Origin of the sequence: Paenibacillus sp. VTT E-133291, from assembly GCF_002264395.1 — a bacterium.
GTDB classification, from domain to species: Bacteria; Bacillota; Bacilli; order Paenibacillales; family Paenibacillaceae; genus Paenibacillus_AQ; species Paenibacillus_AQ nitricinens.
Window position 1 is genome coordinate 49,943 of sequence record NZ_NFVA01000014.1, and the last position, 13,116, is coordinate 63,058.

12 protein-coding genes and 1 pseudogene are annotated in these 13,116 nt (G+C 38.4%); 11 read left to right on the forward strand and 2 right to left on the reverse strand.

From position 1 onward, the window contains the following. Positions 1–102 precede the first annotated feature (102 nt). The 4 genes from CA598_RS08800 (at position 103) to CA598_RS08815 (ending at position 4,463) form a co-directional block, all read left to right on the forward strand. Positions 103–1,254: a VanZ family protein gene (locus CA598_RS08800; protein WP_094876276.1), complete on the forward strand. Its 1,152-nt coding sequence runs from the start codon at positions 103–105 to the stop codon at positions 1,252–1,254. 176 nt (positions 1,255–1,430) lie between these two features. Next, a complete protein-coding gene (locus CA598_RS08805) occupies positions 1,431–2,198 on the forward strand; it encodes an ABC transporter ATP-binding protein (protein ID WP_094876277.1) in 768 nt (255 codons plus the stop codon). Next, positions 2,185–4,104 carry an FtsX-like permease family protein gene (locus tag CA598_RS08810; protein ID WP_094876278.1) on the forward strand — a complete coding sequence of 640 codons (1,920 nt, stop codon included), beginning with the start codon at positions 2,185–2,187 and terminating at the stop codon, positions 4,102–4,104. The genes CA598_RS08805 and CA598_RS08810 overlap by 14 nt, the downstream gene beginning before the upstream one ends. Before the next feature lie 5 nt (positions 4,105–4,109). After that, entirely contained in the window at positions 4,110–4,463 is a 354-nt protein-coding gene (locus CA598_RS08815) for a YxeA family protein (RefSeq protein WP_094869328.1), read from the forward strand. Between the two features lie 82 nt (positions 4,464–4,545). On the opposite strand, the gene CA598_RS08820 is transcribed toward CA598_RS08815, so the two are convergent. Continuing rightward, positions 4,546–5,937: a sensor histidine kinase gene (locus CA598_RS08820; RefSeq protein ID WP_094876279.1), complete on the reverse strand. Its 1,392-nt coding sequence runs from the start codon at positions 5,935–5,937 to the stop codon at positions 4,546–4,548. A 6-nt stretch (positions 5,938–5,943) separates the two neighbouring features. Beyond that, positions 5,944–6,645 (reverse strand): response regulator transcription factor, encoded by a 702-nt coding sequence (locus tag CA598_RS08825; protein ID WP_094869330.1) that lies wholly within the window; start codon positions 6,643–6,645, stop codon positions 5,944–5,946. Between the two features lie 88 nt (positions 6,646–6,733). On the opposite strand from CA598_RS08825, the gene CA598_RS08830 reads away from it, so the two are divergent. From CA598_RS08830 to CA598_RS08865, 7 genes and pseudogenes are all read left to right on the forward strand, one after another. Beyond that, the gene (locus CA598_RS08830) at positions 6,734–7,000 is read left to right on the forward strand and encodes a TetR family transcriptional regulator C-terminal domain-containing protein (RefSeq protein ID WP_179283625.1); all 267 of its coding nucleotides are present in this window, start codon (positions 6,734–6,736) and stop codon (positions 6,998–7,000) included. Between the two features lie 56 nt (positions 7,001–7,056). After that, positions 7,057–7,272: a hypothetical protein gene (locus tag CA598_RS08835; RefSeq protein WP_094869332.1), complete on the forward strand. Its 216-nt coding sequence runs from the start codon at positions 7,057–7,059 to the stop codon at positions 7,270–7,272. Between the two features lie 123 nt (positions 7,273–7,395). Then, a pseudogene (locus CA598_RS32910) lies at positions 7,396–7,938 on the forward strand (hypothetical protein); the annotation flags it as partial. Between the two features lie 305 nt (positions 7,939–8,243). Further along, entirely contained in the window at positions 8,244–9,107 is an 864-nt protein-coding gene (locus tag CA598_RS08850) for a MurR/RpiR family transcriptional regulator (RefSeq protein WP_094869335.1), read from the forward strand. 573 nt (positions 9,108–9,680) lie between these two features. Continuing rightward, the gene (murQ, locus tag CA598_RS08855; protein WP_094869336.1) at positions 9,681–10,586 is read left to right on the forward strand and encodes an N-acetylmuramic acid 6-phosphate etherase; all 906 of its coding nucleotides are present in this window, start codon (positions 9,681–9,683) and stop codon (positions 10,584–10,586) included. Between the two features lie 57 nt (positions 10,587–10,643). Then, on the forward strand, positions 10,644–12,098 hold the full coding sequence (locus CA598_RS08860; protein ID WP_094876284.1) for an ABC transporter substrate-binding protein: 1,455 nt from the start codon (positions 10,644–10,646) through the stop codon (positions 12,096–12,098). A 104-nt stretch (positions 12,099–12,202) separates the two neighbouring features. Next, complete coding sequence (locus tag CA598_RS08865; protein ID WP_094876285.1) at positions 12,203–13,105, forward strand: carbohydrate ABC transporter permease; 903 nt, start codon at positions 12,203–12,205, stop codon at positions 13,103–13,105. The last annotated feature ends 11 nt before the right edge of the window (positions 13,106–13,116 follow it).

Below are 13,116 nucleotides of genomic sequence, written 5' to 3' on the forward strand. Positions count from 1 at the left end.
TACAGAATCCTTAAATCTGATAAAATGTTCCAACTCCAGTTGAATTAGAATCCGTTTTATGGTTAATATGAATACTAAATAATTATGGGGTGTGAACTAGAAATGTCAGCATATACGCAACCAATCTTTGTGGCAGCGATCTTTTTTGTTGTTTTAGCATTCGCCTTATTTATCCCATGGCTCGTGTATACCTATAGAAAGTTTAATTATCTGCCTTTTTCAACTACATTAATTTCGTTTTCATTTATCTTTTACTTTCTAGCAGCGTTATTTTTAGTTTTGTTGCCGTTGCCAGAAACACGCAATACTTGTTCGCTACAAAAACCGGGTACACAACACTATTCCCTTATACCTTTTCAATTTATTGTGAGTACCTTTGATAATAGTGGTGTAGTTCTGTCACAGCCTGCAACGTATAGACTGTTATTTAGCCAACCATCGTTCTATCAAGCCTTTTTTAATTTTTTGCTGTTATTACCTTTTGGTGTTTATTTGCGATACTTTTTTCAAGACAAGAAACACTGGAAGAAAGCGCTAGGGATCACCTTCTCACTAACATTATTTTATGAGGTCACACAGGTAACCGGCATTTACGGAATTTATAATTGCCCTTATCGTATTTTTGATGTGGATGATTTATTGTTGAATACTACTGGCGGGGTACTGGGATTCTTTATTGCTCCAGCCGTGTTGGCGTTATTCCCCTCCAAAAAGAAAATTAATGAGAAATCAGAAACATTATTGGCTCTTGATGAAGTGAAAGGGATGTCTGTGTTGCTGGCAGTTATGATTGATATATTTATCAGCAACATAGTGGTTAAAGTGGTGTTGAGTATGACCAACGTGAATATCGTTAGTGAATTTATTGCGACGACAGTGACGCTTTTTGTAACACTTTTTATAATTCCGTGGATTTGGAACGGAGCGACCATCGGTACGAAAATTATGCGCTATCGCTATGACAGTAAATTAAGCCAAAAGGAAACAAACAAGCGATTATTTAAACGCTTTGGTGCGATTTACGCGATATACTTCATAACAGTCATTGCGAATACGTTAAATAACGTGGAGCTATCAATGGATTCTCCATTTTATAAGGCATCCATATTCTTAACGCTGGGTGCTGGATTGACCTTGTTCATATTATCGATCGTGCTGTTCATCCATGCGATATTAGTCGTGTTTGGCAAACAGAAACGCCGCTTCTATTTTGATGATGCTTCTGATTTATATACAACGAGAAAAATAATGTAGAACTCTCGGCTCAAAACTTACCTAAATCTTGAATAAAAGGGATACTCCGTAGTCTTAAATGGCTACAGGGTATCCCTTTTTTTGTGTGGATTTAAGCTTATTGTAAGGTTGGCATGAATTTGCTGTAAGGTTCACAGCCTATAGTATAAGTATCAGCAAATTATGAGGTGAAATGAATGGAACCATTGTTAAAAGTTGAAAAAGTAAAAAAAGTGTATGGGAAGTTAAGTGCTGCTTATACAGCGTTAGAAGATGTATCTTTTGACATTCATGCAGGTGAGTTTGTCGGAATTATGGGCCCTTCCGGAGCGGGGAAATCAACCTTGCTAAATTTGTTAGCTACTATAGATTCTCCAACTGAAGGCAAGATTTATATGAAGAACAAGAGTATTCATGATATGAAGGAAGCCGCTTTAGCAGACTTCCGACGTGAACATCTCGGCTTCATCTTCCAAGACTACAATTTACTCGATTCCTTGACTGTAAAGGAAAATATATTGCTTCCCTTGGCGATTGCTAAAGTTCCAGCAAAGGAAATCAATCATCTCGTGACTCAGATCTCCAAAGTATTTGGGATTGAAGATTTACTGGCAAAATATCCTTATCAAATTTCTGGGGGGCAAAAACAAAGAACCGCTGCGGCTAGAGCGCTTGTGACAGAACCTGAGCTAATTTTGGCTGATGAGCCAACAGGTGCGCTTGACTCCAAATCAGCAACCGGTTTATTGGAAAGCTTAAGTACGCTAAATGAAAATAACCATTCGACCATTATGATGGTGACCCATGATGCATTTGCCGCAAGCTTCTGCCGCCGGATTATTTTCATCAAGGATGGTTCCTTTTCAACAGAAATATATCGTCAGGATCAAACACGCAAAGCCTTCTTCCAACAGATTTTAGATGTTCATGCAGCCATTGGGGGTGAGGTAGATGACGTTATTTAGTCTAGCCAGAAGAAATATAGCACGAAACTTTTCTCAATATTTTTTATACATTGCTTCGATGGTGTTTAGTATCATCATTTACTTTACATTTGTGACCTTGAAATATAGTGACACGATAGCAGAACAGACGGCTTCATCCCAAAAACTAGGTTCACTAATGAGTGGAGCCGCAGTCATTCTCTTCTTTTTCGTGGTCATATTTATAGTGTATTCCAATTCATTTTTTATGAAAAAACGTAAAAAAGAAGTGGCATTGTATGCGCTGCTTGGTGTTCGTAATCGTCAGATAGGCTTTATGCTCTTTTTTGAAAATCTATTATTAGGATTATTCTCTTTAGTAGTAGGGATTGTACTGGGGTTCCTTTGTTCAAAAGGGTTTATGACGATTTTGATTCATTTAATGGGATATAACGTTATAGCACCCTTTACATTTTCAGCGGCGGCAGCAATGAACACTGCTATCGTATTTCTGATTATTTTCTTAGTCACATCCTTTCAAGGCTATCGCTTGATTTATCAATTTAAACTGATTGATTTATTTCATGCTTCAAAAAAGGGAGAAGTGGCGCCCAAATCATCGATGATCGTTGCTGTACTTGGAATATTGCTAATTGTCTTAGGGTATTGGCTCGCGATGCAGGATTTATTCACTTCTAACGTATGGGCTCAAATTGGATTTCTTATGACGGTATTCATTATTTTAACAACGGTTATTATGGGTACTTTTTTATTGTTCCACAGTGTGACTGGATTTGTGTTGGCGATGATTAAGAAAAATGAAAAGTGGCTGTGGAAAGGCCTTCATGTAATGACTATTTCACAGCTGCTCTACCGTATCCGTGGGAATGCCCGAACATTAACAGTGATTGCGGTGTTAAGTGCTACGACAGTAACTGCCGGTGGAGCGGTATATAGTCTTTATTACAATACGAATGACTCAGCGAAAACGATTAATCCGAATACCTTTATGTATCAATCAACAGATTCAGAAATAGATAGGCAAGTGAGTGCTGTGCTATCAGATACAAAATACGATAAAAAATTTGAAGCACTATCCATTACGTTTCATACGAAAGAGTTAAACTCACCATCCACATTCGATAGCTCTGATAAAAGAGAATATACAGTTATCGATGAAAAAACCTACAACCAATTAGCGAGTGTACAACATAAAGAAAAATTAAATGTAAATGATGGCTACGCGGTTATTTTAGATATCGGATATGACAAAAGATTCTCACCTATATATACAGGAAAAACTATAACAACAGGCAACGGCCATCCACTCACATTCCAAAGCTTTAACACGCAAACCGTATTGAATGTAGGTACAGCAGGTATAACCGTAGTAGTCTCAGATGATCAGTATGAAATATTGCAAAATGATGGGAAAGTGCAGCACTATCGTGTCCTCGGGGTAGATCATGCCTCAGTAGATTTATCTCAAAAAATTGCAAATCAATTACCAGAAGAAGCGCTATTTTCAAGTGGTCCGCAAGATTACCAAACAAGCTTGGAAGGTGTCGGCTCTCTACTGTTTATCGGAAGTTTTCTGGGTCTCGTATTTCTGGCTGCAACAGGCAGTATCATTTACTTTAAGGTATTAACTGAGGCAGAAGAAGATAAATCTCAGTACAATATGCTGCATAAAATGGGTGTCAATGCAAAAGAAATGCGAAAATCCATTGCGTCACAGGTATTCATTATCTTTGTAGTACCGCTCACAGTTGGGTTATTGCACAGTGTAGTAGCTTTAAAAGCCTTCTCTAGTCTAATGATGATGGACTTAGCAAAACCTGTGTTGCTCTGGATGATTGCTTATACCGTAATTTACGGATTGTATTATTTGTTAACCGTAGCTTCTTACAATCGTATTATCACACTAAATAATAGAACAGAAGGATGATTGAGATGAAAAAATTTCTAATTACTATTGGTATTTTGTTTGTTATAGGAGCTGCAGGTGTCTTTGCTCTAGCTAAATTTGACTTCAATCGCTTTAATGCCGATAATTACTATTTACAAATAACAAAGGATGGGGAAGCCCATGAATATAAACTGAACGATGGTACAGTGATGACTTCCTATTCGTATACACTGGAAGCTACAAATGCCAAAGGTGAAACCATTCCACTCCAATTTAATGCACAAAAAAATCTTCGCAAAGGAGCGTACTTGAAAATGTATGTAAAAAAAGGTGATCAAGTATCCTCATTCGATGAAGTGAAATTAGAGGATATTCCGCTAAAGGCACTAAAAAACTAATAGATTGAAGAAGGGCTGTCTCCAATAAAGTAAGTGGAGTACAGCCCTTTTTTCTGCCTAATGAGTAAATAAGGCAATTGTATTATAAAAGTATAGTAATGGTGGTTCCGGTATTTTCAACGCTCGTCAAATCGAGTTTCCCCTCATGAGCCCAAATAATGTCTCTTGCGATGGCCATTCCGAGTCCAGTTCCATGTGTGCTTGTAGTATTTGTACCCCGATAGTAGCGCTCAAATACCTGTTCCAGATCTTTAGCCGGAATACCCTGGCCATTATCAGAAATTGTAATTTGGGTATGCGGATGAATGGTTTCCACTCGAATCTTCACCACGACATTTTCATCGTTATGCACCAGCGCGTTGTAGATAAAGTTAAGGATCGCTCGTTTTAGTAACTTTTTATCTACATTATATACGGCTGTAACCTCATTTGCCTCAAACTCTATTTGCCGTTCACCAAAGGTCGGGTCATTTAAAAGTTCAATCGTCATTTCTCGTAGAAACTGAACGAGATTTACTTCTTCAAATTGCAGGGATAGCTGGTGATTACGCAAACGCGTCGTTAAATTGAGGTCATCTAACAAATCTTTCATATACATCGATTTACTCTTGATAATTGCTGTGTAGTCCTGTAATTCTTGTGCTGTTAAATCTGTGGCACTGTCGTTTATAAATTCTGCATACCCTTGAATAGAAGCGAGTGGTGTTTTCATGTCATGTGAAACATTACTAATCCATTCCTCACGCATTTGGTCGAGATGCTTACGTTCCTCTTCATGTCGATCGAGCTTTTCAGATAGCTCATTCATATTACGAAACACATCTTCATACACACCTTTGGGAGTAGGCATTTTCTTAAAACGTCGTTCCCTGAGCTGTTGAATACCCTCTATTAATGTATGAAGTGGTGCAGTTAACTTTTTCCCAAATAAAAATCCAATGATAATTACAATAAGAACATCAACGATAAGAAAAATGGAGAGAAAAATATTAACATCTTTAAAAATTTTAGCGTAGTCATAGGTCATTACATAGCGGCCTATTTTCGGATTTTGAATCCCTAAAAAGTAGCTGAAATTTTGGGCTGTGCTGACAAAAACAGTCGTGCTTGCATCTAATTCTTTATACTTATACATTTGTACGATTTCAATAGGAGAATACGCTGTTTGCAATTCTTCAGGGGCATAAAAGGCTGCTACTTGCTCCCCTTGGTCATTCAAAAATTGTACCCAGGCGCTCATTTCCTGTAGTTTTTTGAGGCCATCTTCGTTGACAACGGGTCTGCCGGATTGTAGTTCTACATATTGTGAAAAGGTCCGGCTAAAGGTTTCTGCAGATGCTTCTTCAGTGCCGAAATTATTGTTTTTTAGCTGTAAAAAGAATATAAAAAGGAATAAAATCGCATTTACTATACCAACGATCACAACAATAGTCATGACCGATCTTAAAAAACGGAGTGTCAATTTCCATTTCAACTTATCTCACCCCTTGGTATGTAATTTATAACCTAACCCTTTAACCGTTAATATAAAGGCGGGCTTTGAAGGGTCTGCCTCAATTTTTTCGCGTAAGCGGCGAATATGTACCATCACTGTATTATCGGAACCAAAAAAATCTTCACCCCATACCTGTTCAAACAAGGTTTCTTTGCTTATGATCTGATTCGGATGATGCATGAAACAGCTCATTAAACCGACTTCTTTGGCGGTAAGCACAAGGGGTTCGCCATTCTTTTTTAATTCTGTCTCATTGGCACTAAGCTCAAAGGGGCCTACTTGCAAACTTTTCGGAGCCTTTTTTTCCTCTGTAAAGCCAGCTCTTCTCAGCTGTGCTTTTACCCGATAAGCGACTTCTTTTGGACTAAACGGTTTAGTGATATAATCATCGCCACCTATTGCCAGTCCTAACAGCTTATTAATTTCCTCATCCTTTGCAGACATAAATAAGATCGGTACATTTGATGTTTCCCGAATTTTCCTGCATAAGTCATATCCTTCTCCATCTGGCAGCATAATATCAAGCAAGATAAGTTCAGGATTATACTCCTGAAACTTGTCCCATCCCTCTGCAACTGTCCCGGCCGTTACAACGTCTGCAATACCTTCTTTATGTAAAACTGCCTTCATCAGACGAGCTAAATCATCTTCATCGTCTATGATTAATACCCATTTATGACTTGCCATTTGTTTCCCTCCAAATCCGTCTTTATGTACATTATTACATTATAAAGGACTCTTTATTTCTTGCGCAAAAAAATCGCAAAAGAAAGGCTTGCATGAAGATGGATATTACTTAGACGAACATAGCAAAGCAATAATCGGTGATTTATTAAAATTCATTCTAGAAATACCCAAATCAGGTAAGGAGGAGAAATTGTTTCGCCCCCTGCCTTCCATGGCATTGATCTGCACTGTATATGGCCCTTTGAAGATGTTCGCTAAAATGATGGAAGAAAGTGAGTTACTGTATTGGCTTGAGCTCGAAGAAGAACTTACAGACAGCTTTTGGAATGCCATTAGATTGCAGGGAGTCTGCTGATTTTCAGACTAAGGAGCATTAGGTTCCTTTGTCACTACTTGATAACGATGCCGAATATGGAAAAGCTGGTGCAGGAGAAAGGGCAAATAAAGATACCTGATACTGCACAAAGCGCTCTGGCAAATATGATGTTAAAAACCATGAATGAGAGTAACAAAGAAACATTTGATATCATTGCGGTATTTAACAGCGGCAGCAATGAGGCCCTAACCGATACAAAAAAGTATTCTATTGCCTCAGTCATCAAGGCATTGCAGGATAAAAAATCCTAGCTTGGAATCACCGAAATGACTACACACCTAAATGGCAAGGAGTTGGAGAAGCAGTTAGTGAATAATTTGGTACAAAGCAAACCAGAGCTGGCAAACGACCCTAATGTTCAGCAAACTTTGGCAATAGCGGAAAAAACCGCTGTGCTGCAATCAGGCGTGACTCAAATTAATGATGGACAAAAGCAATTGCTGGGTGTTCTGAATGACCTGCAGAACCAGATGGGGAAGCTGGAATCTGGTCTATCTACTAGTAGTGAAGGTCTTGATAAAGTAAGCGGTGGTTTGAAAGATGCGCAAAAATTCTTAAGCGATTTTAGCAAATCCAAGACAACGGAAAGATTCTACATTCCGCAAAAAATTCCTGATGATGCGGTATAACGAGCTTGAAGGGGATGTTGGATCAAGAATTGAGTGGCATCACGTTATATGGTTGGTGTAGTATTGTCTGCTGCCTTTATTCTAGGAGGCACCTGCGCCGCGTTGATTCCTTCGGGCGTAATGACACTTATACAGGTAGCATTCGTATTAATCATTGCACTATTATTACTAAGTGTAGCGGCCATGCCGGTGTTCTTGACTGCATTAAAGCAGCTTGCTAGCAAATTAAATGGTTCAAGCAACGGTGCTACACCAAAGAATGCAGTTGACAAATCGGGTCATATTTAGACGGCAGTAAAATTTAAAAATACATGCGTTATACGTATGCTGAGAACAATAGAAAGAATCTTCGGGGACCTTTGTGGTCCCTTGTTTCACCATATCAGAAAGTATATAATTATCGACTATACCTTACAACTTTATTACGCTATAATCAACGTAAAGTCACCAGATGACCTAAGAGTAGGATAATTTTAATAGATTAATTAATATTAGCTTTTGATATGCCAAAGCGTATTTTGTTATTGAAATAGGTTGTTTATATTGTTTATGATATTATTTAAGGTGTTAATTAAATCTAGAGTAGGTAGATTATGAGTCTAAATGACAACGTATTAATTAAAATTCGTGAGATGCGAGAGAGTTTTACACCAGTTGAACGATTGGTCGGAGATTACATTTTAGAAAATACGGAAGAGATCCCTCATTTGTCGATTAAGGAATTGGCTCAATCGAGTAAGACAAGCGATGCATCTGTCCTTCGTTTCTGTAAGACGATGGGTTACAGCGGATACCGCAATTTTATTGTGAGTATATCGGCATCTTTGGGTTCTCGTGATGAGGATTCAAAGGCTCAATATACAGATATTCAGCCAGGTGATGATCTCTCGACAATTATATCAAATATTTCATTGAATAATTGCAAGTCCATTGAGGATACGCTTAGTGTTATTGATCGAAAAGAAATTACAAGAGCTGTAGAATTACTATGTCATAGTAAGCGTATTGTTTTCTTTGGAATAGGTGCTTCGGGACTCGTTTGTATGGACGGGGAACAGAAGTTCTCGCGAATTAATAAGATGTGTCATGCCTATACAGATGGTCATAGTCAGCTCACGGCAGCAACTTTACTTGAGAAAGAGGATGTTGCCATTTTCATTTCTAACTCTGGAGCAACTAGTGATATTATTGATGCACTGGAAATTGCCCAAAAGAATAGAGCGAAATGTATTGCGATTACGAAGTACAATAAAAGTGAGCTTGCGGAGCGGGCGGATATTGTACTGAGCATATCCACACCTGAAATAACAATCCGCAGTGGGGCTATGGGCTCGCGTATTGCGATGCTTACGATCATCGACATATTATTTGCTGGTGTCGCAAGTGCAGAATATGAAGAAGTAAAAACCTACTTAACAAAAACGCATAATATATTAAAGAAAAAACTTAGAAATTAGGTTCTGATAGAATGAATGTGGAGGAAAGCATTGATCATGGATCAATGCTTTCTTTTTTTTGTATTTCATTCACTTATTCGTGTACTAAAATGTACTACTTATCAATCCATGTCAGATTATCTACATGATGAATACGTTGATCTAATGAATATAATAAGTAGTTTAATTCAATAATTAATAGCTTGGCACACAATTATGAGGAAGAAAATGAATGGAATCGAAGACGAAACATCATCCGGTTGAACACGGATGATGTAACTTTATGTTTCGTTTGGAGCGATAATCAGCAAATAATACATTTTTTAAAATCGCTTTAACCTTAGAGCCATAGCGATCAAAGCAATTGGTAAGAATTTAAATTACATCTTGTAAGCGCTTTATATATGTGGTATAACATAGTATGTAAGGAATGAAATAAAACATCAGAATATAATTTCTTTATGAAATTATATTTCAAAATCTATTGACGAAGCGATGGTGTTGTATTAGTATAAGAACATAATAATTGTAAGTTAATCTAACTTGCTTTGTTAATTCTATGACAGATTGAGGCTGGGAAGAAGGAGGATGGCTATGAATGACTACCTTGCGGGATTGACAACAGAGGCTGTGAATCCAGACACATTAATGATTGATGAATGTACTACGGAAGAAATGATCCAGTTAATGAATCAACAAGATGCACTGGTCCCCAGAGCTATAGCTGAGGAGATTCCGCAGATTGCAAAGGCGGTAGATATTCTACATCATAGGTTGTCTAATGGTGGAAGAATGTTTTACATAGGAGCTGGCTCATCAGGAAGATTAGGTGTTCTGGATGCTTCCGAATGTCCTCCTACCTTTGGTACAGATCCTTCCTTGGTGCAGGGCTATATTGCTGGTGGTGATATTGCTTTGCGTACTGCGGTTGAAGGCTGTGAAGACGATATGGATGAAGGGATCGCATTAATCGAAAGCATTGGTGTAACAAACAAAGATGTACTTATTGGGATTTCGGCAAGCGGTAGTGCAAACTACGTTATTGCAGCTTTAGCGAAAGCAAAGGAACTTGGAGCAGCCACTATCGGTGTTTGTAACAACAGAGGCTCAAAGTTCGAACCCATTGTAGATGTTTGTATAACACCTGTTGTAGGACCGGAGGTCATTAGCGGTTCGACTCGATTAAAGGCAGGAACTGCTCAGAAGTTGGTGCTTAATATGCTGACAACATGCACAATGGTCAAGTTAGGAAAAACGTACAACAACTTGATGGTTGATCTGAAGGCTAGTAATTTTAAGCTCGTTGATCGCTCGATTCGTATCATCATGAACACGACTGGTGTAGATACATCAACCGCCGCAGAAACACTTGAAAAAGCATCTATGAACTGTAAGCTGGCAATTATGATGATTAAATCGGGGTTAGATGCAAAAGAAGCAGAACAAGTACTTAATGCAAACGGAGGACGCTTGAAACAGGCAATCTCATCATTGGCTTAGGTGTGAAAAGTGGAATAACAGGATGGATGCTATTAATAATTGAGGAGGCTGTTTTCGATGAAAAAAAGATCACGTGGATTAACTCTGTTTTTGTCAGGAATCATGATGGTATCACTATTATCGGCTTGCGGAGGAAACGGAAATAACGCTCCAGCTTCTACAGATTCCGGTAACACAGGAACTAGTAACGGTGGTTCTGAGCCTAAAAAGGATACGATTACAGCACTTTTACCTCCGATATCAGCGAACTATCAAACACGTTTTGCTGATATGGAAAAAGAATTTAATACACTACATCCTAACTTGACTTTGAAAATCGAGCCAGCGAGCTGGGAAGATATGACGCAAAAACTTGATACTCAAGTAAATGCAGGTTCTCCTCCAGATATTGCTTTTATCGGTGCTTCAGGAATTTCGAAATATGCAGCACTTAATGTACTAATCGACCTTAACGGTGCCCTTTCTGATGAAGCCAAGGCAGATTATGACGAAGTTCCATTGAAATATTTCCAACTAGGTGACGCTCAATACGGCCTACCAGCATATATGGAAATCCACACTATCGGTGGTAACAAACAATTCCTTGAAGAAGCCGGAATTGATTGGAAAAGCATTCAACAAAACGGTTGGACTTATGAAGAGTTCCGTAATGCAATTTCTAAAGGCGTAGTGAAAAATGATAAAGGTGAAACTACTCGTTATGGTTTCGTGTTCGCAACATCTGGTGTAGCATCTAAAGACTATCTGGCTATTCTTGCTAAAACTGCAGGTCTACCAGATTACTTCGATAAGGACCTTAAATACACGTATACAAGCAAAAACTTCTTGGGGCTACTTACATCTATTCGCGAAATGATCAACGATGGTTCTATGCCTAAAGAGCTAAGCTCTATCGATGCTGGTAAACGGTGGAACATGTTCCTAACGGGTCAAACGATGATCACAGGTAAGGGTTTATCTGCATTTGAAAACTCTGCTCGTCTAAACAATGAGAAGATTAAAGCGAACGATGGTTCAGCTGTTGCAGATTCTATTGAAGTTGATTATATTTCACTTCCAGTCCCGACATTCAACGGTGCCGATTATGTCCCTACTTCAATCGTTGATGGTTATATCGCACTTCGTGGTAAAAAAGCTCCATCTGAAGAGCACATCAAAAATATTGCCCTAGCAACGAATTTCTTGTCTTCTGGTTCAATTGCTGCTAACTACAGTAATGAGCTGTTCTTATCACCAATTACTGAATCTGCACGTAATGCAGAAGTACTTGAAAAATTCCCTCGTAACGAAGATAACGTTGCTGCAGGTAAAGCTATGATGGCAAAAGCGCTTCCGGCTCGTACAGATATTCCTACTGATCTGGCTGCTGAAGCATTAAAAATTGAAACAGAAGTTATTATTCCTAAACTACAAGGCTTACTTGCAAATGAGATTACTCCACAAGAAATGTATGATGCAGTTAAAGCAGCTGCAATTAAATCTTTCGGTAAAGATGGTATTGTAGTTGACTAGTCTGTCGTAGGCTGACATGTGAAAGCTGTGCGTAGCTAGAACGTACAGCTTTCCTTCTAAATTAGCTAGAGCTTGTACTGTTTTTAGAAGAGAGGTGCGACCCAATGAATCAAACGTTGACTAAAAGAAAAAAAATGAAACTCGAAAGTGACTCAGGTTGGGGATACGCGTTTATCGCAGTAGCACTTATTGCGTTTTCTTTATTTACCGCATATCCAGTCATCAATGCTTTTATTATCAGCTTACAAAAATATGGTCCATTAGGATCCACTTTTGTCGGCATGGATAACTTCGTTAACTCGTTTTCAGATGAACTTTTCTGGAAAGCGCTGAAAAACACGTTAGTATATACGTTATTAACTGTTCCGTTTAATATTCTTCTATCATTTTTAATTTCAATTTTGATTATTCCTTTCAAGAAAAAAACACAAACAATCTTTAAAGCACTATATTACTTGCCAGCCGTAGCATCTGGTGTAGCGCTTTCTGTTGTGTGGCTGTGGATCTTCGATCCGTTAAAATCAGGTATTGCCAATAAGCTCGTGAGTTTTTTAGGTATTGAAAATCAAAACTGGCTTGGTTCCAGTGCAACTGCAATGTTCTCACTTGTGTTAATGTCCTGGTTATCAAGTCATGGTACGGCAATTATTATTTATATAGCCGCATTACTCGCTATTGATAACAGCTATTATGAAGCAGCTGAAATTGATGGCGCGTCTTTCCTGCAAAAGCTTTGGTTTATCGTTGTCCCTTTCCTTAAGCCAACAACGCTATTCCTACTTGTTACTGGTGTTATCGGTTCCTTCCAAGTATTCCAAAACGCTTATCTTATGACAGGCGGTGGACCAGACCATGCAACAACAATGGTAGGTTTGTTAATCTTTAACAATGCGTTCACATATTTTGAGTTTGGTGAGGCAGCGGCACAATCATTAGTTCTAGCAGCGATTATCGGATTTATATCATTCCTTCAATTCAAGTTTATAGGTAAAGATGTAGAATACTAGGAAAAGGAGCA

What these genes read in the sequence shown, in the direction of transcription:
- CA598_RS08800 (WP_094876276.1), top strand. Translation starts at nt 103, where the DNA reads ATGTCAGCATATACGCAACCAATCTTTGTGGCAGCGATCTTTTTTGTT.
- CA598_RS08805 (WP_094876277.1), top strand. Translation starts at nt 1,431, where the DNA reads ATGGAACCATTGTTAAAAGTTGAAAAAGTAAAAAAAGTGTATGGGAAG.
- CA598_RS08810 (WP_094876278.1), top strand. Translation starts at nt 2,185, where the DNA reads ATGACGTTATTTAGTCTAGCCAGAAGAAATATAGCACGAAACTTTTCT.
- CA598_RS08815 (WP_094869328.1), top strand. Translation starts at nt 4,110, where the DNA reads ATGAAAAAATTTCTAATTACTATTGGTATTTTGTTTGTTATAGGAGCT.
- CA598_RS08825 (WP_094869330.1), bottom strand. Translation starts at nt 6,645, where the DNA reads ATGGCAAGTCATAAATGGGTATTAATCATAGACGATGAAGATGATTTA.
- CA598_RS08835 (WP_094869332.1), top strand. Translation starts at nt 7,057, where the DNA reads ATGGAAAAGCTGGTGCAGGAGAAAGGGCAAATAAAGATACCTGATACT.
- CA598_RS08850 (WP_094869335.1), top strand. Translation starts at nt 8,244, where the DNA reads ATGAGTCTAAATGACAACGTATTAATTAAAATTCGTGAGATGCGAGAG.
- murQ (WP_094869336.1), top strand. Translation starts at nt 9,681, where the DNA reads ATGAATGACTACCTTGCGGGATTGACAACAGAGGCTGTGAATCCAGAC.
- CA598_RS08860 (WP_094876284.1), top strand. Translation starts at nt 10,644, where the DNA reads ATGAAAAAAAGATCACGTGGATTAACTCTGTTTTTGTCAGGAATCATG.
- CA598_RS08865 (WP_094876285.1), top strand. Translation starts at nt 12,203, where the DNA reads ATGAATCAAACGTTGACTAAAAGAAAAAAAATGAAACTCGAAAGTGAC.